General features: G+C 69.1%; 19 protein-coding genes. 8 read left to right on the plus strand and 11 right to left on the minus strand.

Annotated features, from left to right (window positions below; all coding sequences use genetic code 11):
• Position 1 precedes the first annotated feature (1 nt).
• Together ACFPJ1_RS04670 and ACFPJ1_RS04675 are read right to left on the minus strand one after the other, a co-directional pair.
• On the minus strand, positions 2-1,339 hold the full coding sequence (locus ACFPJ1_RS04670) for an MFS transporter (protein ID WP_380101576.1): 1,338 nt from the start codon (positions 1,337-1,339) through the stop codon (positions 2-4).
• A gap of 103 nt (positions 1,340-1,442) precedes the next feature.
• Positions 1,443-1,970 (minus strand): histidine phosphatase family protein, encoded by a 528-nt coding sequence (locus ACFPJ1_RS04675; protein WP_380101578.1) that lies wholly within the window; start codon positions 1,968-1,970, stop codon positions 1,443-1,445.
• Between the two features lie 113 nt (positions 1,971-2,083).
• Here ACFPJ1_RS04675 and ACFPJ1_RS04680 point away from each other — a divergent pair, with 113 nt between their 5' ends.
• From ACFPJ1_RS04680 to ACFPJ1_RS04705, 6 genes are all read left to right on the plus strand, one after another.
• Positions 2,084-3,943: an acyl-CoA dehydrogenase gene (locus ACFPJ1_RS04680; protein ID WP_380101579.1), complete on the plus strand. Its 1,860-nt coding sequence runs from the start codon at positions 2,084-2,086 to the stop codon at positions 3,941-3,943.
• A 247-nt stretch (positions 3,944-4,190) separates the two neighbouring features.
• Complete coding sequence (locus tag ACFPJ1_RS04685) at positions 4,191-5,525, plus strand: hypothetical protein (RefSeq protein WP_380101580.1); 1,335 nt, start codon at positions 4,191-4,193, stop codon at positions 5,523-5,525.
• A complete protein-coding gene (locus tag ACFPJ1_RS04690; protein WP_380101582.1) occupies positions 5,525-6,187 on the plus strand; it encodes a hypothetical protein in 663 nt (220 codons plus the stop codon). Before ACFPJ1_RS04685 ends, ACFPJ1_RS04690 begins: the two co-directional genes overlap by 1 nt.
• A complete protein-coding gene (locus tag ACFPJ1_RS04695; RefSeq protein ID WP_380101583.1) occupies positions 6,184-7,449 on the plus strand; it encodes a hypothetical protein in 1,266 nt (421 codons plus the stop codon). The genes ACFPJ1_RS04690 and ACFPJ1_RS04695 overlap by 4 nt, the downstream gene beginning before the upstream one ends.
• A 116-nt stretch (positions 7,450-7,565) precedes the next feature.
• A complete protein-coding gene (locus ACFPJ1_RS04700) occupies positions 7,566-8,336 on the plus strand; it encodes a DUF4097 family beta strand repeat-containing protein (protein WP_380101584.1) in 771 nt (256 codons plus the stop codon).
• Positions 8,337-8,518: 182 nt separating this feature from the next.
• Complete coding sequence (locus ACFPJ1_RS04705; protein WP_132191622.1) at positions 8,519-8,767, plus strand: DUF6458 family protein; 249 nt, start codon at positions 8,519-8,521, stop codon at positions 8,765-8,767.
• Here ACFPJ1_RS04705 and ACFPJ1_RS04710 read toward each other — a convergent pair.
• The 9 genes from ACFPJ1_RS04710 to paaN form a co-directional block, all read right to left on the minus strand.
• Complete coding sequence (locus ACFPJ1_RS04710) at positions 8,757-10,550, minus strand: NHL domain-containing thioredoxin family protein (protein ID WP_380101585.1); 1,794 nt, start codon at positions 10,548-10,550, stop codon at positions 8,757-8,759. The two genes, ACFPJ1_RS04705 and ACFPJ1_RS04710, sit on opposite strands and share 11 nt — an antisense overlap.
• A 51-nt stretch (positions 10,551-10,601) precedes the next feature.
• The gene (locus ACFPJ1_RS04715) at positions 10,602-12,245 is read right to left on the minus strand and encodes a hypothetical protein (protein WP_380101586.1); all 1,644 of its coding nucleotides are present in this window, start codon (positions 12,243-12,245) and stop codon (positions 10,602-10,604) included.
• A gap of 163 nt (positions 12,246-12,408) precedes the next feature.
• A complete protein-coding gene (locus ACFPJ1_RS04720; protein ID WP_380101587.1) occupies positions 12,409-13,308 on the minus strand; it encodes a carbohydrate ABC transporter permease in 900 nt (299 codons plus the stop codon).
• The gene (locus ACFPJ1_RS04725; protein WP_132191624.1) at positions 13,305-14,207 is read right to left on the minus strand and encodes a carbohydrate ABC transporter permease; all 903 of its coding nucleotides are present in this window, start codon (positions 14,205-14,207) and stop codon (positions 13,305-13,307) included. Before ACFPJ1_RS04725 ends, ACFPJ1_RS04720 begins: the two co-directional genes overlap by 4 nt.
• A gap of 43 nt (positions 14,208-14,250) precedes the next feature.
• Entirely contained in the window at positions 14,251-15,528 is a 1,278-nt protein-coding gene (locus tag ACFPJ1_RS04730; RefSeq protein ID WP_380102368.1) for an ABC transporter substrate-binding protein, read from the minus strand.
• 208 nt (positions 15,529-15,736) lie between these two features.
• The gene (locus ACFPJ1_RS04735; RefSeq protein ID WP_380101588.1) at positions 15,737-16,768 is read right to left on the minus strand and encodes a zinc-dependent alcohol dehydrogenase family protein; all 1,032 of its coding nucleotides are present in this window, start codon (positions 16,766-16,768) and stop codon (positions 15,737-15,739) included.
• 75 nt (positions 16,769-16,843) lie between these two features.
• Complete coding sequence (locus tag ACFPJ1_RS04740) at positions 16,844-17,362, minus strand: flavin reductase family protein (protein ID WP_380101589.1); 519 nt, start codon at positions 17,360-17,362, stop codon at positions 16,844-16,846.
• Positions 17,363-17,436: 74 nt separating this feature from the next.
• Entirely contained in the window at positions 17,437-18,807 is a 1,371-nt protein-coding gene (locus tag ACFPJ1_RS04745; protein ID WP_380101590.1) for a serine hydrolase, read from the minus strand.
• A gap of 108 nt (positions 18,808-18,915) precedes the next feature.
• On the minus strand, positions 18,916-20,601 hold the full coding sequence (paaN, locus tag ACFPJ1_RS04750) for a phenylacetic acid degradation protein PaaN (protein WP_380101591.1): 1,686 nt from the start codon (positions 20,599-20,601) through the stop codon (positions 18,916-18,918).
• 113 nt (positions 20,602-20,714) lie between these two features.
• On the opposite strand from paaN, the gene paaI reads away from it, so the two are divergent.
• Positions 20,715-21,140, plus strand: a complete 426-nt coding sequence (gene paaI / locus ACFPJ1_RS04755) for a hydroxyphenylacetyl-CoA thioesterase PaaI (protein ID WP_380101592.1) — start codon at positions 20,715-20,717, stop codon at positions 21,138-21,140.
• Positions 21,137-22,342, plus strand: a complete 1,206-nt coding sequence (gene pcaF, locus ACFPJ1_RS04760; protein WP_380101593.1) for a 3-oxoadipyl-CoA thiolase — start codon at positions 21,137-21,139, stop codon at positions 22,340-22,342. Before paaI ends, pcaF begins: the two co-directional genes overlap by 4 nt.
• The last annotated feature ends 17 nt before the right edge of the window (positions 22,343-22,359 follow it).

Consider the following 22,359-nt stretch of genomic DNA (forward strand, 5'->3'; position numbering starts at 1 on the left):
GTCAGTCCCGCAACTCGCGCTTGTAGTCGTCGCCGCGCAAGGTCAGCAGCGCGACCACGCTGACCGCGCACGTCACCGCCACGTAGTACGCGGGGATGTCGACGTTCTTGGTCCGCTTGATCAGTTCGGTGATGATCAGGCCGGCGCAGCCGGAGAAGACCGCGTTCGACAGCGAGTACGCGAGGCCGAGGCCGGTGTAGCGCGCTCTGGTCGGGAACATCTCCGCCAGCATCGCCGGACCCGGCCCGGCCATCAACCCGACGACCAGCCCGGCCACGAAGACGGCGATCCCCTTGGCCGCGGTCGAACTCTCCTTGTCCTGCAGGAGATTCATCAACGGGAACGCGAGTACGACCACCAGCGCGGCGCCGGTGACCATCACCGGGCGGCGGCCGATCCGGTCGCTCAGCCAGCCCGCCGGCATGATCGAGACCGCGAACCCGAGGTTCGCCAGCACGGTCGCCACCAGCGCCTGCTGGAAGGTCGCGTTCAGCGTCGCCTGCAGGTAGGTCGGCATCACCACGAGGAACGTGTAACCCGCCGCCGACCACCCCATCAGCCGCCCGATGCCCAGCGCGATCGCCTTGGCCACCTCAGCCTTGTCCGCCGACTGCACCTGCGCGACGTTCCTTCCGGTCACTTCACCGGTGGCACCCGTCCGAGCCTCCTGCTGCAGGCGCTCGAAGTTCGGCGTCTCGTCCAGCCTCAGCCGCAACCACAACGCGACCAGGCCGAGCGGCAACGCCAGCAGGAACGGGATCCGCCAGCCCCAGTCGTTCAGCGCCTCCTTGCTGAGCACCGTCGCGAGGATCACTGCGAGCCCGGCGCCGACGAGCAACCCGAGCGCGACCGTGAGGGACTGCCACGCGCCGTACAGGCCGCGCTTCGTCTTGGGGGCGAACTCGGTCATGATCGACACCGCGCCACCGAACTCACCGCCGGCCGACAGGCCCTGCAGCGCCCGGACGAGCGTCAGCAGCCACGGCGCCGCCGCCCCGACGGTCGCGTACGTGGGCAGGATGCCGATCAGCGTGGTGGACAGCGTCATCAGCAGCAGGACGATGATCAGCGTCGGTCGGCGGCCGATCCGGTCGCCCACCCGGCCGAACACCGCCGCGCCGATCGGCCGGAAGAAGAACGCCAGCGCGAACGAGGCGTACGTCTTGATCAGGCTCTCGGCGTCGCTGGTGGAGGTACTGCTGAAGAAGTTGGCGGCGATCACGGTGGCGAAGAAGCCGTAGGCGCCGAACTCGTACCACTCGACGAAGTTGCCGACCGTGCCCGCCACCAGGGACCTGCGGGTCCGCCGGACGTCGAGGGTCGCGGGTGCTGTGCTCATCGTTCGCCTTCCACTAGCCCCCGGTAACTTTCCTCCCGCCTCAAGGTCCATCTTGGTCTATCAGTTCCACATGCGGCGAGTGCGGCGTGCCGGACAGGGGTCCTCAGAGCTCGTACTCCCAGCCCGGCTGCCAGGCGAAGGGCGCGTCCACGAGATCTTCCAGCGGAGTCCCGTCGCCGAGGAGATGCCGCAGAGCCCACCGCTGGGCCCCATGCCCGACCACCAGCACCTTGCGACCGTCGTACGGGCCCTTGATGTCGGCGAGGAACGACTGGGTGAGGCCGAGCACGTCCCGATAGCTCTGACCGCCCGGGAACGGTACGTCGACCTTCGGCCTCCGCGGCGCGAGTTGTTCGACCGGCGCCCCGTTGAGCTCGCCGTAGTCGCACTCGCGCAGTCGCCAGTCCTGGAACCGTGGGATCGCCTTCCCCTCGAACGCGATCTCCACCGTCTTCACCGCGCGCAGCAGGTCGGAACTGAAGATCGCGTCGACGTCCTGGCGACGCTCACCCAGCAGCACCGACTCGCGTCGGCCCTCGGCAGACAACTCTCCCGGCAGCCACCCGGTGGCGATGCCCGTCTCGTTGTCCACGGTCGTCGAATGCGTCTCGTAAACCAGTTTCACAGTCACGCCGACCACCCTCCCCGATCAGGTCACAAAGGAATCCGCTTGGTGGTCGTTACTGGTGGGTATATACTTAAGTTACTCGTGAGTACAGCGTAGCGAAGAGGTAGGGGAACCTTGTGAGCCACTACAAGTCGAATCTGCGGGACATCGAGTTCAACCTGCTCGAGGTGCTTGGCCGCGGCGAGGTGCTCGGCCAGGGCCCGTACGCCGACATGGACGTCGACACCGCACGTGAGGTGCTGTCCGAGATCGACCGGCTCGCCAAGAACGAGCTGGCCGAGTCCTTCGAGGACGCGGACCGGAACCCGCCGGTCTACGACCCGGCGACGCACGAGGTCCGGATGCCCGAGGCGTTCAAGAAGAGCTACCACGCCTACATGGACGCCGAGTGGTTCAAGCTCGAGCTGCCGCCGGAGCTCGGTGGCCAGCCGACGCCTCCGTCGCTGCGCTGGGCCGCCGCCGAGATGGTGCTGGGCTCGAACCCGGCCGTGCACATCTACGCCGCGGGCCCGAACTTCGCGCACGTGCTGTGGCGCAACGGCACCGAGCGGGACAAGAAGATCGCGCACCACATGATCGAGCGCGGCTGGGGCGCCACGATGGTGCTGACCGAGCCGGACGCAGGCTCCGACGTCGGCGCCGGGCGCACCAAGGCCACCCTGCAGGACGACGGCAGCTGGCACATCGAGGGCGTCAAACGGTTCATCACGTCCGGCGAGCACGACATGACCGAGAACATCGTGCACCTGGTGCTGGCCCGCCCGCAGGGCATCGAGGGCGCCGGCGGCCCGGGCACCAAAGGCCTCAGCCTCTTCATCGTGCCGAAGTTCGACTTCGACCTGGAGACCGGCGAGCTGACCGGGGAGCGCAACGGCGCCTTCGTCACGAACGTCGAGAAGAAGATGGGCATCAAGGTCTCCACCACCTGCGAGATCACCTTCGGCGAGAACACCCCGGCCAAGGGCTACCTGCTCGGCGAGGTGCACGACGGCATCGCGCAGATGTTCCAGGTGATCGAGTACGCCCGGATGATGGTCGGCACCAAGGCCATCGCCACGCTGTCCACCGGCTACCTGAACGCGCTGGAGTACGCGAAGGAGCGGGTCCAGGGCGCCGATCTGACCAACTCCGCGAAGACCGCGCCCCGAGTCACCATCACCCACCACCCCGACGTACGCCGCTCGCTGATGACGCAGAAGTCGTACTCCGAGGCGCTACGCGCGCTGGTCCTCTTCACCGCGACGTACCAGGACCGTGCCGAGCAGGCGCGGTACGCGGGTGAGCACGACGAGGAGGCCGAGCGCGTCAACGACCTGCTGCTACCGCTGGTGAAGGGCTACGGCTCGGAGAAGTCCTGGACGCTGCTCGGCACCGAGTCGCTGCAGACCTTCGGCGGTTCGGGCTTCCTGCAGGACTACCCGATCGAGCAGTACGTCCGCGACGCCAAGATCGACACCCTGTACGAGGGCACCACGGCGATCCAGGGCCAGGACCTGTTCTTCCGCAAGATCATCAAGGACCAGGGCAAGGCGCTGGGCCACCTGTCCGAGCAGATCCAGGCGTTCGTCGCCTCCCAGGCGGGCAACGGCCGGCTGAAGGAGGAGCGCGAACTGCTCGCGAAGGGCCTCGCGGACACCCAGAAGATCCTCGGCGTGATGAGCCAGGCGCTGATGGCGAGCAACCCGCAGGCCGAGAACGGCGACCCGCGCAACATCTACAAGGTCGGCCTGAACACGTCCCGGCTGCTCTACGTGCTCGGTGACGTGGTCTGCTCCTGGCTGATGCTGCGGCAGGCCGAGATCGCCCTGGAGAAGCTCGGCGGAGAGCTGTCGCCGGCCGACCAGAACTTCTACACCGGCAAGCTCGCCGCCGCGCAGTGGTTCGTCCGGTCGACCATGCCGACCGTGCGCGCCGAGCGGATCAAGGCGGAGATGACCGACCTCGACGTGATGGATCTGCCCGAGTCGGCCTTCTGATCCAGCCGATCTGCCCCGCGCTGCCCGCCGATCTGCCCTGTTCGGGCTGATCGGATTCAGGAATCGTTTCTCCCCGAGCGACACCGCGACCCTGGCCCGGCTTCCCCTGTCCGAGCCAGGGCCGCGCTCTGTCGGACCCCCTATCGGAGCTCTGGTGGAACCCGTCAGGCCCTGCCGGAACCTGGGCGGTGAGCCGCGCGTCAGTCCCGAAGTGAACCCGCCAGGCCGTCGTCGTACCCTAACTGCGATGTCCGCCCGATTCGCCTGCCTCGGCGCCGCCCTGTTCGCCGTACTGGCTTTCCTTTCGCCTGCCCCGGCCACCGCCGCTCCGCCGGAACTCCCGGACCAGATCGCCGCCGCTTGGAAGACCGACCGGATCTTCATCTACGGCGCGATGCGGGCTGCGTTCCCCAAGGCGGAGCTGGACCGGATCCGGGCCGCGACCAGGACCGTCGACTTTCCTGTGTACGTCGCGCTGCTGCCGCGGGTGCCGTCGACGCGAGAGCTCCCGGAAGATCTGCCGACGTTGCTGCAGGCCCGTACGGGTGAGCCGGGGCTGTATCTGGTGTTCACGGTCTCGAACGACTACTGGTCGGGCACCGAGAAGCTGATAAGGCCGGGTGGGCTCAAGGGCCGTGAACTCGTCGGCGTGCAACTGGACGACAAGCAGGACAACCGCATCGTGACCGATCGGCCGGCACCGCGGATCGTGCGGACGATCCAGCAGGCCGCGACGGCGTACTACGGGCGCCCGCTGCCGGCGGTCCCTGCGGGCGACCTCCGCGAGGACACCTCCTCCCGCCGGTCCGGTAGGTCCACCACGGACAAGGAAGACCTGTCCGCCTTCATCGGGATGGGCATCGGCGCAGTGCTCGGGGTGATCATCGTGATCCTCCTGACCGTGCGGAGCCGGCGGAAGCACCCCGCGAAGGACCGCAGGAGCGCGAAGGGCGGCCGGAGCAACGGCAGGGGCAAGGCCGGGCAGTCCCGGGCAGTGGTCGCGCCGCGGGAACCGGTCAGTGTGTCAGCCGTGCGGACGCAGGCCGATCGATGGATCAGCAAGGCCGACAAGGCGCTGCGCGGACTGGAGTCCCGGATCAAGGCGTCCAGAGACAACAGTCTGGACCTGCTCGACCGGCGCGATGACGCGGCCCGGCGGCTCGATGCGGCTCGCACACTCAGGTCCTCCGAGGGCGTGACGGCAACCGCCGGAGCTTCCTCCGAAGACCTGACGGCGGCGGCTGGGGCGTTCGTGCTGGCTCGGCAGGCTTGGCAGGTCGCGGGTGACGGCACGGTCCAGCCGCCGTGTTTCTTCGACCCGACCCACCAGCCGGGAACCGTCCAGGCCGCCTGGTCCGAAGGGACCGAAGTACCGGCCTGCCGGAACTGCGCGCGGCTGCTGGAGCGTGGCGAGACGCCGCGGGGCTTCCTGGTCTGGAAGAAGTCGGGGCTGTTCGGGATGGACCAGTCGGCCGTGCCGTACTGGACGCTCGACCCGAGGCAGCAGCCCCTGGTCGCCACAGGCTTCGGCTCGCTCGAGGACGATCTCGCCGAGCGCGTCGGCCGCCAGGAGGACAAGTGATGAAGCGCCTCGTCCTGATCCTGCTGACTGGCCTGGTCGTCTTCCTCGGCGGCGGACTCACCGCATCCGCCGCCGACTTCCCCACCGATCCACGGGTCACGGCCGCCGTCGCCGCCTGGAAGACCAAGCCGGTGTATGTCGATCCGCTGTACGCCGAGTACGTCGGCACCCAGGACCAGCAGTTGGCCGAGCGGATCGCAACGGCACCAGCGCCGGTATTCGTCGCCGTCATGCCGACTGGCGCATGGTTCCAGGAGAAGGACGACACCGAGCGGCTCGCGGGCTGGCTCGCCGTGACCAACGGCAAGCCCGGGATCTACGTCGTGATGGACGGGACAGCCACGACCGGGGTGGCGCACCTGCTCGGCGCCCGCGCGCCCTTCGACACCTTCGCATCCTCGAAGACCGCTCTGGCCGACCAACTCTCGCAGTACCTGGACGATCTCGAGCTCAACGACCGGGTGAAGGTCAAGCCGGCCCGGACCGCCGAACTGCCGACGGCGCCGGAGCGCACCTACGAGCGGGAGCGGTTCACCGTGGGCAAGGCGATCGGCAACGGCGTCGGCGGAATGACGATCGGCCTGATGGGCGGCGCACTCCTGGCCGGCATCGTGCTCGGACTGGCGGCACTCGTCGCCCCTCGACGTGGAGGTCAGCAGTGAGAACCCGGCAAGTCCTGATCCTGGCGGCCGCGTTGCTGCTGCCGCTGACATTCGTCCCGGCTCCCGCCGGAGCAGCCGAGGTGGGTACGAGTCAGACCCCCGCGGAACGAGCGCGCGAGATCGCGACCGCGCTGACGAAGGACCCGCTGTACGTCGACCCGACGTACGCGCCCGGGCTGCCGGAGACGATGCGGGCGGGTGTGCGGGAGAAAGCCAAGGCGCTGGGATACCCGGTCTACACGATCATCCTCCCGCTCTCCCCGAGCGACGGCTTCCAGGGCAAGGAGCGCAACGTCCTCACCCTGGTGATGGACGCGATGCGCAAACCCGGCCTGTACGTCGTGGTCGAGGGCGGCGGGCGGTTCCCCTGGTACGAGACGCTCGATGTTCCGCAGCTCGACGAGAAGAAGCTGAGCCCGGCGCGCGAGCTAGCCCTCGACGACACCGAGTATGACGCCGGGCCGACCGAGGTACTGACGCGGTTCTACGAGCTCCTGGCTGGGCCGGCTCTGCCGCCGGCGATGCGGCCGGAGACGGACCGGCGGACCGGCCCTGCCAACTATGACCATGCCGGTCGTTCCGGCGGCGTCATTGCCCTGGGCATCGTGTTGGCAGTGCTTGCGTGCCTGGTGGCGCTGGGGTTGTGGATCGGGCTTCGCCGCCGCAGTTCAGGTAGCAGCGGTTCGCCTCGGCGGGAGAAGCCGTTCACCATTCCGCCGCACGTCGCGGCGACGGTGGCCGCCGAGCGACGTCGCCGACTGACGCGCGAGACCTCGGCCGAGCTCACCACGCTCGGATCAGACCTGGCGGCGCTGCCCACGGTCGCCGGCGAAGGTCTGCGACATCAGCAGCTGGCCCTCGACGCCCACGATGCCGCGAGCCGGGTGCTGGACTCCTCGCGCGACCTGGTCGACGTGGTCGGGGCGATGGTGCTACTGGACCAAGGACGCCGCGAGTACGACATCGCCCAGGCTCTGGCGGCCGGCCGCAAGCCCGTCGAAGTACAGCCGCTGTGTGCCTTCAATCCCTTGCACGGAAGGGCTTCCGGTCGTCCGACGCAGGTCGATGCCGACGGCACCACGCTGACCCTGCCGCTCTGCGCCGACTGCCGGCGCGCGCTGAAACGCGGTACGGCACCGGCCTCTCTGCGGGGCGAGGACGGGCCCTACTGGCACAACGACGACCTCTGGGCCCGGACGTTCTTCGGTGTCCTCACCGACGACCTGCCCAACGCCGTCACCCGTGGGGACCACCACCGCTGACCCTGAGCGCGGGGTCAGGGCGGATCTGAGGGTCTTGCCGGATCCGGGCTGCCGCCGTACGGACCTACTGTCAAGCGACAGGTTGGCGCGGGGCGGATGAGATGGGGCGGGTCGGGATGGCTGACACCAAGCAGGTGGGGGCGCTGCTGCTGGTGACCGGGGCGGCGTTGGCGTTCTGGTCCTTCGGGGACCGGGACTCGGCCAGCGAGCAAACGGTCGACAGCAAGATCTCCACGGTGCGGCTGGACTCGCCGAACGCGGACATCACCATCAAGGTCGGCGACGGCGACACGACTACCGTGCAGGAGAAGCGCAAGTACTGGCTGATCAAGCACGGCGACACCTACTCGGTGGACGGCGAGACGCTGAAGCTGGACGGCGACTGTGGCTGGCAGTGCACCGCGGACTTCGTCGTCACGGTCCCCCGCGGTACCAGGGTGACCGGCGAGAACGGCACCGGCGACCTCTCCATCACCGGCGTCGGCGGGGTCGACGCCAGCTCCCGGTCCGGGGACATCTCGGTCCGCGACATCACCGGGGACGTGAAGCTCGACCTCACCTCGGGGGACGTGGAGCTCGATCGGATCACCGGCAAGCTCGACATCGTGGCGACCTCGGGCGACATCGACGCCACCCGGCTCAAAGGCGGTGCGGTGAACGTCGAGACCACCTCGGGCGACCTGCAGCTCGAGCTCGACGAGCAGAACGACGTCCGGGCCAAGGGCACCAGCAGCGACGTCGAGGTGAAGGCACCGGCCGGCGACTACAAGGTCCACACCGAGACCCGCAGCGGCGACGTCGAGAACGGGCTCGGGAACGCGCCCGACGGCAGCCACAGCATCGACGCGAGCACGGTCAGCGGCGACGTGACACTGGCCACTCGCTGACGCTTCCGACTGGCCTGGCCGAGCCTGGAGCAGGGGCCGCGAGGCACGTTTACGGGTGGGTACTCCGAGAGAGCGCTGCGGGTCGTCCGGCCCGGGGCCGGATCGACATGCGTCGTTGCTGGATCCCCGGAGCTGGCAGGCGTAGCGTCGAAGTGTCCGTGACTTCTCGAGGAGGGCTCGACATGAGCATCGGTGTGGGGATCTTCCTGATGGTGGTAGGCGCCATTCTGGCGTTCGCCGTCCGCGACTCCTGGGACGCGGTCGACCTGACCGTGGTCGGTTACATCCTGATGCTCGCCGGAGCCGCCGGGATCGCCCTCTCCTTCTACATCACCAACCGGAAGCGGCGGGTCCCGAACGACGCGCTCGACCCGGCGGTCGAGGAGGAGTACCGCGTCGTCGAGGAACACAACCGCGACATCAAGGAGTAGTCGCTCCGGACAGCACGAGCTCGAGCCGGTCGGGCGCGCCCGCGGCCACCCGAACCGGCACACCCCAGTCCTGCCGATGCATGTGACAGGCCGGGAACTCGACCTCGGCCGAGTCGTCGCAGGAAGCAGCCTGTACTGCGACGTGCAGCACCCCGTCGCCGACGCGTTCGTCGATCACCAGTCGCCGGGCGAGTTCGGTGGAGTCACCCGCGCCCTCCTTGAGCAGGCCCTCCGGTGTCGCTGAGACGAGCAGCCTGGTGGACGGCCCGTACCGGTCGTCCAGCTTCTGTCCCGGCGGCGGCGTGAACACGACCTCCAGCGTCACCTCGCCACCCGCGATCTCCATCGGCGGGCGTTGCGTCCGGGTGCTGAACTCCTCCGCCTTCGCCGAGGCGCCCAGCGGGATCCGCGTCAGCCGGTGCGCCGCCGACTCGACCACCAGCAGCTCGTTGCCCACGACAACAGCCCCGCTCGGCTCGGCGAGCCCCGTCGCCATCGTCTCGACGAGTTCGCTGCGCGGGTCGTACCGGCGTACGGCGCCGTTGTAGGTGTCGGCGATCGCGATCGAACCGTCCGGGAGGAGCGTCACGCCGAGCGGGTGCTGGAGGAGCGCCTCCTCGGCCTTGCCGTCGCGGAGGCCGAAGTCGAACAGCCCGGTCCCGACGGCCGTGTGGACCTCGGTGTCGACCCAGCGCAGCGCGGAGATCTCGGAGTCGGCGAGCCAGAGGCGGTCGCCGTCCACCGCGAGGCCGGACGTCTGCGCGAACCAGGCCTGCTCTTTGGCGCCGTCCCGCAGCCCTTCGTAGGTGGTGCCCGCGGCGACCTCGGTGATCTTGGTGAACGGGTCGAACGTCCACAGTTGGTGCACGCCGGCCATGGCGATCCAGACCTTGTCCTGCCACCAGGCGACGTCCCACGGCGAGCTCAGGACATCCGTGCCGTCGCCGTCCATCCACTGCTTGCCGGTACCAACGAGCGTGCTGACCTCGTTGGTGGTCAGGTTGATCCCGCGGAGCGCGTGGTTGACCGTGTCCGCGACGACCACGTCGTACCCGACCTGCTCCGCCACCTCGGCGGGGAGCAAGGTGAGACCGTTCGGCTCGGAGAAGGTCGCCTGGTCGGCCGGGCCGTCGTGAAGGCCGCGCTGCTTGGTGCCGAACCTGCGGAGGACGGTGGTCGCGTCGGCCGCCAGCTCGACCACGCTGTGGTTGCCCGCGTCGGCGACCAGGAACCCGTCGCCCAGGGCAACCACCTTGGCCGGGAAACGCAGGTCCGTCGGCTCGGGGGTCGGCGCGACGTACGGCGACTTGCCGCGGGTGAGAGTGCCGGCCTTCTCGTGCTCCGCGATCAGCTCCGCCAACTGGGCGTCCAGCGCGTGCTCGTGCCCCTCCCCGGAGTACTGCGCGACGATGTAGCCGTTCGGGTCCACCAGCACGAGCGTCGGCCAGGCCCGCGCCGTGTAGTTCTCCCAGGTGACCAACTGCGGGTCGTCCAGTACCGGGTGCCCCACCTCATACCGCTCGACGGCCGCCTTGACGGCCGCCTCCTCCCCCTCATGCGCGAACTTCGGCGAATGCACCCCGACGATCACCAACGCGTCCCCGTACTTCTCCTCCAGGGGCCGCAGCTCGTCCAGCACATGCAAACAGTTGATACAGCAAAAGGTCCAGAAATCGAGCAGCAAAAATCGCCCCCGGAAGTCGGCGAGCCTCAGCTCCTGACCTCCGGTGTTCAGCCATCCCCGACCCTTGAGCTCCGGCGCGCGCACATGCATGCAACCCATTGTCCGCCTCTCGCCCAACCGCCCGGCGGGGTGCCCGGCATCCGGCTGGAGCTAGCGCGGCAGGATCAGGGTGTCGGTGAGGAGTTTGGCGGTTTTTCGGAGGGTCGGGGCGGAGGACGAGAGGTCGGCGGCGAGGGCTTGGGGGGTCAGGGGTTCGCCGGGGCCGACCAGGCGGTGACGGTAGGCCAGGAGCCAGACGATGGCTCGGGGCCAGGTGGAGAGGCGGGCCTTGCCGAGGAGTTCGGGGGCGTCGCGGACCAGGCTGTCGGCGATCTCGAAGGCTTCGGCGGCGTAGTTCGCGCCGAGAGTCTCGCCTGCCAGGAGCCAGGCGTGCGGGGCGAGCACGGTCAGGGTCGCCCCCAGGGACTTGTCGAGGCCGCGGAGGTCCGGGCGCGGGGGTGCTCCCAGGCCGGCCAGGCTGCGGTAGGCCTCCTCGAGGTCGGCGCTGGTGTCGTCCAGGAAGACGCGTTCGCCCGACTTCGAGCCGATCGGATCGGCCAGCGCGGCCGCCTCCAGGGCCGGGGTCCACACGTCCACGGCGTCGGTGGCCTCCTCGATCGCGTCCAGATCGAGCTCGGTCCGCTCCCCCGCGAACCGCAGCCACGCCTTGACCACCACCGGCACCGCCGCGAAGTAGGTGCTGTCGGCAAGCACCTTGCGCGGCAGCCAGTAGGACAGGAAAAGCTCCACCAGTACTGCGCTGACGCGGAGCGGGCCGCCCACCGTCCGGTCCACCGCATGGTCGATCCACAGCCGCGCGATGTCGGTCGCATCGTCGGGAAGGCCAACCCCGTAAGAGGATTCGAGGAACTCGTCCACCAGTTGATCCCGCTGCCGGCCGGACAGCTGCGCCCTGACCGGCGGCCGGACCGGGCGCTCCGGGAGCTGCGTCAGCCGGTTCACCAGCAGGCCGGAGAAGAACTCGAAGTCCTCGGTGACCGGCGGGTCGTCGCTGTCGTGGGTCTCGCCCAGCGCCTGCAGGATGATCCCGGCGGCGGTCGCGGGCCGGACCGTCCGGACGGTCACCCGGCCGCCCCGCTGGTATGCCTCGACCACCCGGTCCACCGGCGGCCCGACGAACACGTCCTTCGCGATCGCGCCCAGGTTGTTGTCCACGAAGACGACCACCGTGTGCGGGTGCTGGTCGTCGTCGTAGTCGAGCACCACGCTCAGCCCGTCACCGGTGACGTCCTCGGAGACAATCGCGCTGGTCAGCCGGAATCCCGCGATCCGCGACACCCAGTCAGGCACGTCGTACTGCGTCCGGCCGCGGGACAGGTGGGCTCGTTGCAGCGGGAGTCGCCCGGCCGGGCCGACCGTGCGGGCAAGACTCGTCAACAGGACAAAGGAATCCGGGTCACGTCGCTCGCCGAGCACCCGGGCCGCGTCCGCCCAGAAGAACCGCTCGACCTCGCCGATCTCGTCGGGCTGCCCGGCCGGCCAGAGCTGGTCCGCGAGCAGGGCGGCCGAGCGGGCCACCGAGGCCTCGGCGATCACCGGGTGCAGCGCTGGCGGGGCCGCCGCGAGGTCCAGCAGCAGCGTCTCCTGCAGAGTGTCCAGGACAGCGACGCTCGGCGTGGTGTCGAGGTCCTGCCCCGAGACACCCGCCGGCGGCTGCCCTGGGGTCGGGCCTGAACTCGAGCCGACCAGCCGTAAGTGGCTGCCGCGTCCGTCCCGGCCTCGTGACTTGGTCACTCTGGCGAGATTACCGCCGACCGGGCACCTGCCGCAGGACGGTGCGCGCGTCCTGTGGATGACCACCTCGACACTCCGTCACGAAAGCCCGCGGCCCGTGGCTCCGGTACGAGGTACCGGTTCCACGGGCCGCAGGCCGTAGTACAGGGGCAGGACCCCCGGATCAGCCCTTCAGGGCGCCTGCCATCAGGCCGCCGATGAACCAGCGGCCCAGCACGATGTAGACGATCAGGGTCGGGATCGAGGTGATCAGGGCACCCGCCATGCTGGCCGCGTAGTCGACCTTCTGCCCGCCGGCCAGCGCCGCGAGGCCCAGCGTGACCGGACCGTTGTTCTGCTGGGTCAGGAACAGCGCGAACAGGAAGTCGTTCCAGACCGAGGTGAACTGCCAGATCAGCGTCACCACGAAGCCGGAGATGGAGATCGGCAGGATGATCCGCAGGTACGTCTGGACCAGGCCGGCCCCGTCCACCCGGGCCGACTCGATGATCTCGTTCGGGACCACCGTGGCGTAGTAGTTGCGGAAGATCAGCGTGCAGATCGGGATGCCGTAGATGACGTGCGCGATGATCAGGGTCGGCACGCCCCGGGTCACGTCCAGCTCCTGGAACGTGGTCCGCAGCGGCAGCATCACCGCCTGGTACGGGATGAACATGCCGAACAGGATGAGGGCGAACACCAGGTTCGCCCCCGGGAACCGCCAGCGGGCCAGCACGAAGCCGTTCGCGGACCCGATCAGCGACGAGATGATCGCGGCCGGGATCGCCAGCGACAGCGAACGAACCATGTAGGGCTGCAGCACGTCCCAGGCCTTGCGCCACGGCTCCAGCGTCCAGGTCTCCGGCAACGACCACTGCGCGGCGGCGGTGGTGTCGCTGGACGTCTTGAAGCTGCCGATCACCACGACGTACACCGGGGTCAGGATGAACAGCAGGAAGAGCAGCAGCAGGAGGTAGCGAACCGTCCGGCTGCGACGGGTCGAGCCGTCGGAGATGACCCCACGCTGCGGCTTCCGGCGGATCGCCGCGGCGGCCTGGCCGGTCGCAGCCTCTACGGCGGTCATTCTTCACTCTCCTGCCGGACGGTGTACGCGACGTACGGGATGACGAGTACGGCGACCACCGCGAGCAGCACGATCGCGATCGCGGCCGCCTTGGCCATGTCACCGCGGAGCAAGGTGTTCCACATGTAGATCGACGGCACCTCGGTGCGGAACTGGTTCGGCCCGGTGATCGCGTAGATCAGGTCGAACAGCTTCAGCGACATGTGGCCGAGGATGATCAGGGCCGACAGGGCGATCGGCGACAGCTGCGGGAACAGCACGTGCCGATACAGCTTGAACTCGCTCGCACCGTCGACCCGGGCCGCCTCCCGTAGCTCCGGCGGGATGCCCCGGAACCCGGCCAGGAACAGCGCCATGATGTAGCCCGACAACTGCCAGACCGCGGGTAGCGCGATGGCCATCATCGTCGTCCATCTACTGCCCGCGGTCCACCAGGGGTTCTCCAGGAAATTGAGCTGGAGGATCGAGAACAGCCGGTTCAGGCCGCGCGCGTCGTCACCCTGGGACGGGTTCAGCAACCAGCCCCAGACCACCCCGGAGGCGATCATCGAGATCGCCATCGGGAACAGGAAGACCGACCGGAACACGCCTTCCCCGGTGACCCCCTTCTCCAGCAGCAACGCCCAGATCACGCCGAAGATCAGCGTGCCCACGATGAACGACACCGTGAGCACGCCGAGGTTCTTCAGCGAGTTGAGGAACCGCTCCTCACCGAACAGGTTCGCGTAGTTCTCGAACCCGACGTAGTCGACCGGGCCGCCCCTGCGGGCCGTGTGCCGGTCGGTCAGCGAGGTGTTGAACGTCCAGGCGATCAGCCCATAGACGAAGTACCCGAGCAGCAGCACCGTCGGCAGCAGCACCAGGGCGCCCGGGCCCCAGGTGCGGATTCTTCCGTGCATGCTCAGTCCTCCGAACCGACGCTTGTCCGCAACTCGGCCGGCATCAGCTCGTCTTCATCGCATTGGCGAACGCCGTCTGCAGTTGGGCTACGTTCTGGCTACCGCTGAACTGGCTGATCGCGGACAGGATGTCGTTGTTCTGGCCGAGCGTGCAGGCGGCGCCGTGCGCGCAGGACGGAACGATCTTGTCCTTCTTCCAGTCGGCCATCGCCGTCTGCTGGTACTTCGGGTAGTCCGCCGGGACCGCGTCCGAGCGGGCCGGGATCGAGCCCTTCTTGGTGTTGAACGCCTTCTGACCGTCGGCCGAGCCGGTGACCTTCAGCCAGCACTTCGCGCCGTCCGGGTCCTGCCCGTTGGTCGGCAGCGTGAAGGAGTCCGCCAGGTACTGGAAGTTGCCCGCCGTACCCGGAGCCGGCCAGTAGGTGTAGGCCGTGTCCGGGATCTTGTCGGCCAGCTGCTGCGCGGCGACCCAGTCACCCATCAGCGTGTAGCCGGCCTGACCCTTGTTCACGTACTGCAGCGCGTCCGGCCAGTCGATCGCCTCGCGGTCGGCGTTGGTGTAGGACAGCAGCTTCTTGTACTTGTCCAGCGCGGCCGTCACGTCGGCGCCGGCCCAGTCGGTCTCGCCCTTCCACAGACCGATGAACTTGTCCGGCCCGAGGTCGGCCAGCAGCACCGCCTCGACCAGCATCTCCTGGGCGAAGCCCTTGGAGATGGCCAGCGGCGCCTTCACGCCGGCGGCCTTCAGCTTGTCCATGTCCGCGATCCACGCGTCCACGTTCGCCGGTGCGGTAGCGCCGTCGAGGTTCGCCTTCTTCAGCACGGCCGGGTTGGCCCACACCACGTTCGCGCGGTGCACGTTGGCCGGGATCGAGTAGATCTTGCCGTCGACGGTCAGGTTGTCGATCAGGCTCTGCGGGAAGGCCTTGTCCAGACCGAACTCCTTGTAGAGACCGCTGACGTCGTCGACCTGACCCGCCTTGATGTAGTCGCCCAGCTCGGCGCCGGCGTGCGCCTGGAACGTCGCCGGCGGCTTGCCCGCGGCCAGGTCGTTCGCCAGCACCTGCTTCGCGTTCGAGCCGGCGCCACCGGCGACGGCGGAGTTGACGAACTTGAAGTCCTTGCACTCGGTGCCGAAGACCGAGACGAGTCCGTCCAGGCCGGCCTTCTCGCCACCGTCAGCCCACCAGGTGAAGACGGTGACGTCCTTGCTGGCAGCCGAGTCCCCGCTGCTGCTGTCATCGCTGTTTCCGCAGGCACTGACCGCGAGAAGACCCACGGCACCCACCACCGCGAAGGTCCTGCTCCAACCACCACGCATCTTGTTCACTCTCCGATCAGCTCATGGAGCTGTCTGACACCGAATGCCCCCTTGACGGCCCAACTGTGGGCACGGGGCCGGTCAGGTGTCAACGCTCCGCGCAGGCGCGTTGCGCAGACGTGATCCCTTGCGCACATCTGGTATGAGAGCGCACACATACTGCCGCCGTAGGCCTCTTGACCTACTGGTCCGACGAGGCCACCGCGACCTACGGACGCAGCAGCACCTTGATCGCGCGCCGCTCGTGCATGGCCTTGTAGCCCTCCGCCACCTGATCCAACGGCAACTCCAGATCGAAGACGAGCCCGGGGTTGATCTCACCTGAGAGTACGTCCGCCATCAGGTCCGGGAGGTAAGCCCGCGCCGGGGCGACGCCTCCGGCCAGACCGACGTTCCGGCTGAACATCCGGCGGATCGGCACCTCGACGCCGTGCGGCACTCCGACGAAGCCGACGGTCGCCCCCGGCCGGGCCACCGCGAAGGCCGTCTCGAACGCCTGGTTCGTGCCGACGCACTCCAGTACCGCGTCCGCACCCACGCCGTCGGTGAGTTCCAGTACCGCGGTCGTTGCCTCGTCACCCCGTTCGGCAATGATTTGCGTGGCGCCGAACTCGCGCGCAATCTTCTGCCGCGGCTCGTGCCGGGACAGTGCGACCACGCGCTCCGCGCCCATCCGGGAGGCAGCCAGCACACCGCACAGCCCGACCGCGCCGTCGCCGACCACCACAACCGTGTCGCCGGGCTTCACCCGCGCGGCCCGAGCGGCGTGCCAGCCGGTGCCCATCACGTCGGACAACGTGAGTAGCGACGGCACCAGCGCGTCGTCCGGTACTTCGGGGGTGGCGACGAGTGTCCCGTCGGCCCACGGGACCTTCGCGTACTCGCCCTGGCCGCCATCCGCGCCGTCACTGCCGATACCGACGAGGTTCTGGCAGACCGACTGCAGCCCGGCCCGGCAGTTCGGGCAGGTGCCGTCACTCGCCACGAACGGAGTGACAACGAAGTCACCCGGCTTGACGGTGCGCACCTCCGCGCCGACCTCCTGCACGATCCCCACGTACTCGTGGCCGATCCGGCTGCCCGGGGTGATCTTGTTCTCGCCGCGGTACGGCCAGAGGTCCGAGCCGCAGATGCAACCCGCCACGATCTTGATGATCGCGTCCGTGGGCTTGCTGATCACCGGGTCCGGGACCTCGCTCAGCCGGACGTCGAACGGAGCGTGGATCGTCGTAGCTCGCATGCGCTCACCCTAAGCACGAGGATCTCCGGCCGAACCGGAGGGTCCTCCACACATCGGCGGTGGCCCGGGTTCGGCTCAGAGAGCGGTGTAGCGGCCGCGGCGGTGGACGAGAGGAGGGAGCTCGTCCGCAGCCAGTTCCACCTGCACGATCTCCAGCTGGACCTGCAGCGCCCAGCCCACCTCCGGCGGATCCGGGTCGACCAGCCGGCAGCCCGCCCAGGTGCTGACCCCGACGGGCGCCGGGCCCCAGTCCGTGTCGTCCCACTCGATCATCCGGAACGGCCCACCCGGCGCGGGCGCGACGTACCCGAAGGCGTCCGCGAGTTGCTGATGCGGCGCACCGAGCAGGCTGACCACCGCGGTCCTTGCCTCCCGCAACATTTCCCACAGGTCCGAGTCCGGGTCGATCAGCCCGATCACGAAGCCGGGATCACCGTCGGCGACGAGCATCGACGACACGGTCAGCCCGGCCCGCTTCCCGTCGTACGCGGTGGTCCAGAGGCTGACCGGCGACGGCAGCCGGCCGCGGAGCCGGCGGACCGGGCTGCGCTCCGACTCCGGCGGCAGGAACGGATGCTCACCATGGATGGTCATGCCCCGAACGCTACGCCCCCCGGGAAATCCGTCCCGGCCCCGTGGTGCGGGGCCGGGACGGGTGCCTCAGGCAATCACTTCAGTGCCGTCACCCGGGCCGGCAGGGTGAACGTGTCCAGCGGGTGGCTGATCAGGCCGCTCGAACCGCGGACCGACTCGACCTTCCCGTCAGCGTCGAAGGTGAAGCGGTACGACTCGCCGTACGAGCCGTACCCGTTGCCGCCGGTGACGCGCAGGGTGTCGCCATCGGCCTCCAGCGTCGTCGGCTCCGCGGCCGGGTCCGGCGAGGTCGGGTCGATGACGTAGAGGCGACCGCCGAGCAGGGCGATGTCGTTCACGCTCCACAGGTTCGCGTAGCGGCCGGTGAATCGGGCCAGGTCCGCGGCCTCGCCGCGATCCTCCGACTCGGCCAGGTCGACCAGCTTGAGCACCGCCTCGGCGAGCTGGGCCGCCGGACCGTCGATCGCGTTCGTCAGCACCGACACCGCGATCCGCCGCTCGCCGTCGACCAGGGACCGGGTGATGTGACCCGGGTAGCCGCCACCGTGCCCGAACACTTCCCGCTTGCCGACCTTCGACACCTGCATGCCGAGCCCGTACCGCGGCCCGGCCTCCTCGCCGGTCTGCCACAGCGGGTGCTGCATCTGCCGCTTCGACGCGTCCGTCAGCAACCGCTCGTCGCCGGACAGATGCGCGGAGAAGTAGGTGACGAGATCGCGCGCGTTGCCGTAGAACCCGGTCGCCGCGGCGAGCGCCCGGGTGTCCACGTGCTCGATCGGCACCCGCTCGGTGGCGTAGGCGAAGGAGCTGTACCCGGCGGCGTACTCCGTGCTCCGGTTCGGGTCGAGCTCCGGACCCAGCGCGGTCAGCCCGAGCTTGTCGACGATCTCCTTCTGCACGTAGGAGTTGTACGACGTACCGGTGGCCGCCTCGATGATGAGGCCGAGCAGGCCGTAGCCGATGTTCGAGTATTTGAAGCGGTCGTTCTCCGGAATCACCGCGGATTCCGGCTGCAGCAGTACGCCGAGCAGGTGCTCCCGGTCCGGGAAGCTCGTCGCGAGCTGCCAGAAGTCGGCCTCCGGGCTGTCCCGGGTGACTCCGCCGGCGTGGCTGAGCAGATCCCGCACGGTCCGCTCGCCCACCGGCGTCCCGACGATCTCGGTGACGTGCGTGCCGGCCTTGTCGTCGAGCCGGATCTTGCCCTGCTCGACCAGTTGCAGCACTGCCGTCGCGGTGAACGTCTTGGAGTGCGAGGCGATCCGGAACAGGTGCTGCTCGGTCAGCTCGACCCCGTGCTCCACATCGGCCAGCCCGTACGCCGCCGAGTAGACGATCCCGTCATCGGCGAACACCGCGGCCTGGACCCCGGGGATCCGCTGGTACCGCTGGTTGAACGCCAGCCAGCTGTCGTAGTACGCGAGAACCTCGGTCAACGTCTGTGCCACGGTTGCTCCCTGCAGGATCGGCGGAAGAGGCAGTCATCCCTACCTCCCGGACAGACTCCGCTCACCGGCGCGAGGGCAGCAACTTCAACCCCGCGAGTCCAGCCGAAGTCACGCAACGTGGCGACGCGACTGGATCACTCGGAAGCGGCCGGCCACGTACGCGCCGTCGGTGTAGGTGGCGTTGGCGGCCGGGTTGGCGCCGGTGCCGTGGAAGTCGCTGAAGGCGGCCGACTGGTTCACGAACACCTGACCGGTCAGGTTCTCCGACAACGCGACACCGACGTCGAGCGCCGCGTCCCGGACCTGCTCGAGGGTCTGCTCATCGGTCGAGTAGACCCCGGCCGTCATCGCACCACCCTCGGCGACCGTCTGACGGAACAGCTCGACCGACTCCGCCGTACCGGCCGTGCGGACCAGGAACGAGACCGGGCCGAAGCACTCCTGGCCGTAGACCTCCTCGTCCTTGGCGTCGATGGCGACCAGCAGCGGAGTGCGGACCACCGCGTCCTCGTACGCCGGGTGCTTGATCGCGCGCGACGCCAGCACGACGTCGCCGTACTCCGGGGCGAGCTCGAGGCGGGTGATCACGCCCGGGTTGACGATGCCGCCGAGCAGTTCGACCGCGCGGGCGTCGTCGCCGAGCAGCTTGCCGATCGAGTTCGCGATCCCGGCGCCGACCTCGTCGAAGGACTTGTGGCCCTCGTCCGTCTCGATCCCGTCCCCCGGGACGAAGAGGTTCTGGGTGGTGGTGCACATCTGGCCGGAGTACAGGGAGAGGGTGAAGGCGAGGTTGTTGCAGAGCGCCTTGAAGGAGTCCGTCGAGTCGATGATGACCGCGTTGACGCCGGCCTTCTCGGTGAAGACCTCGGCCTGGGTCGCGTTCTGCTCCAGCCACTGGCCGAACTCGCTGCCGCCGGTGAAGTCGATGATCTTCACCTCCGGGCGCAGCGCGAGCGGCTTGGCCAGGCCGTCGCCCGGGCGCTCGGCGGCGAGCGTCACCAGGTTCGGGTCGAAGCCGGCCTCGGCGAGCACCTCGCGGCACACCTCGACGGTCAGGGCCAGCGGCAGGACGGCGAGCGGGTGCGGCTTCACCACGACGGCGTTGCCGGTGACGAGCGAGGCGAACAGGCCGGGCCAGGAGTTCCAGGTCGGGAAGGTGTTGCAGCCGATCACCAGCGCGACCCCGCGACCGACGACGGTGAAGTTCTTCTGCAGCCGGATCGAGTCGCCCTTGGCCGGCTTCTCCCAGACCGCGGTGGTGGGGTAGCGGTTCATCTCCTCGGACGCGTAGGCGATCGCCTCGAGCGCCCGGTCGAGCGCGTGCGCGCCACCCGCCTGGAACGCCATCACGAAGGCCTGGCCGCTGGTGTGCTGGACCGCGTTGGCGAGCTCGAAGATGCGCTTGTGCAGCCGGTCCAGGATCTCCAGGGTGACGCCGACGCGGCCGTCCACGCCCGCGTTGCGCCAGTCCGTCATACCGTGCCGGGCAGCATCGAGGAGTTCGTCCAGGCCGCTCTCGGTGGTCCGCGGGTACTGCACGTCCAGCGGCACCCCGTACGGCGACTGCTCGGTGGTGACCGTGCCGTTCGCGCCCGGCGTCTCGACCGGGTACGTCGTACCGCGGTGCGCCTCGAAGGCGGCCTTCCCGTCCGCGGCGGCGGTCTCGCCGTACACGCGCGGGCTCGGGGACTCGGGGTAGGCGGAGTAGTAGCCGCGGCTGCGGATCGCCTCGAGCGCTCCGTCCAGTCGTTCGCGGTGGGTCTCCAGCCAGCCGGCTGCGGTGGTCGACGTCATCGGGCGCGCTCCTGGATCTCGGGTGGTCCCAGCCTAGGGATATCGGGCGACGTGGGCGATGTTACAGTCTCTGTCCATATCGCGACTACAGTGTCATAACTAGGGTGGGCCTCATGGCTGACGAACTGGCATCGAGGGTGGCGGCCGCCATGTGGGCGGACGACACCGCCAGCGCGAGCCTGGGGATGCGGTTGGTCTCGGTCGGTACCGGTACGGCGGTGCTGGAGATGCCGGTTCGCGACGACATGGTGAACGGCCACGGGATTGCCCATGGCGGCTTCGTCTTCACCCTGGCCGACTCCGCGTTCGCCTTCGCCTGCAACTCCCGCAACCAGGTGACCGTCGCGCAGGCCTGCGACATCGTCTTCATCGCCCCCGCCCAGCGCGGCGACCTCCTGGTCGCCGAGGCCCGCGAGCGGACGTCGTACGGGCGGAACGGGATCTACGACGTGACGGTGCGGCGCGGGGACGACGTGATCGCCGAGTTCCGCGGCCGTAGCCGTCAGTTGTCCGGCAGCATCGTCAAGGAGGAGTCATGACCCGCGCGGCCTACCTGGTGGACGGCGTCCGCACCCCGATCGGCCGGTACGGCGGCGCGCTCGCCCCGGTCCGCCCGGACGATCTCGCGGCCCACGCCGTTTCGGCACTCCTGGCGCGGCACGCTTCGCTCGATCCGGCGACGATCGACGACGTGATCCTCGGCTGCGCGAACCAGGCCGGCGAGGACAACCGCAACGTCGCCCGGATGGCCCTGCTGCTGGCCGGCCTGCCGGACAGCGTTCCGGGCACGACGATCAACCGGCTCTGCGGATCCGGCCTGGACGCGGTGGCCTCGGCCGCCCGCTCGATCATTGCCGGGGACAACGAGATCGTCCTGGCCGGTGGCGTCGAGTCGATGTCGCGGGCGCCCTTCGTGATGCCGAAGGCAACCACTGCTTTTGCGAGGCAGGCGGAGATCTACGACACCACGCTCGGCTGGCGGTTCGTCAATCCGGTGCTGAAGAAGCAGTACGGGATCGACTCGATGCCGGAGACAGCGGAGAACGTCGCCGCCGAGTACAACGTGTCCCGCGAGGACCAGGACCTGTTCGCGCTGCGCAGCCAGCAGCGCGCGGCCAAGGCGATCGCGAACGGACGGCTGGCCGAGGAGATCGTTCCTGTTTCCGTGCCCGGCAAGCGCGGTGCCGTGACGGTGGTCGACGTCGACGAGCACCCGCGCGAGACCTCGCTCGAGGCCCTGGCCGGCCTGAAGACTCCCTTCCGCGACCCCGGCACCGTCACCGCCGGCAACGCGTCCGGGGTGAACGACGGCGCGGCCGCCCTGCTCGTGATGAGCGGCGAGGCCGTCGAGCGGCTCGGCGTCACTCCGCTGGCTCGCATCGTCGGCACCGCGGCGGCCGGCGTACCTCCGCGCATCATGGGCATCGGCCCGGTCCCGGCGACCCGCAAGGTGCTGGCCCGGACCGGGGTCGACCTGGCCGACGTCGGCGTGATCGAACTGAACGAAGCCTTCGCGGCCCAGTCCCTGGCAGTACTGCGTGAGCTCGGCCTCCCGGACGACGCCGAGCACGTCAATCCGAACGGCGGCGCCATCGCCCTGGGTCACCCCCTGGGGATGTCCGGCGCCCGTCTGGCTCTCACCGCCGCCCTCGAGCTTCGCCACCGCGACGCCGGGTACGCGCTGTCCACCATGTGCATCGGAGTTGGCCAGGGCATCGCGACCCTGCTGGCCCGCCCCTGACCCTTCCCCCGGAGGTC

The organism is Kribbella qitaiheensis (genome assembly GCF_042657745.1).
Taxonomy (GTDB): Bacteria; Actinomycetota; Actinomycetes; order Propionibacteriales; family Kribbellaceae; genus Kribbella; species Kribbella qitaiheensis.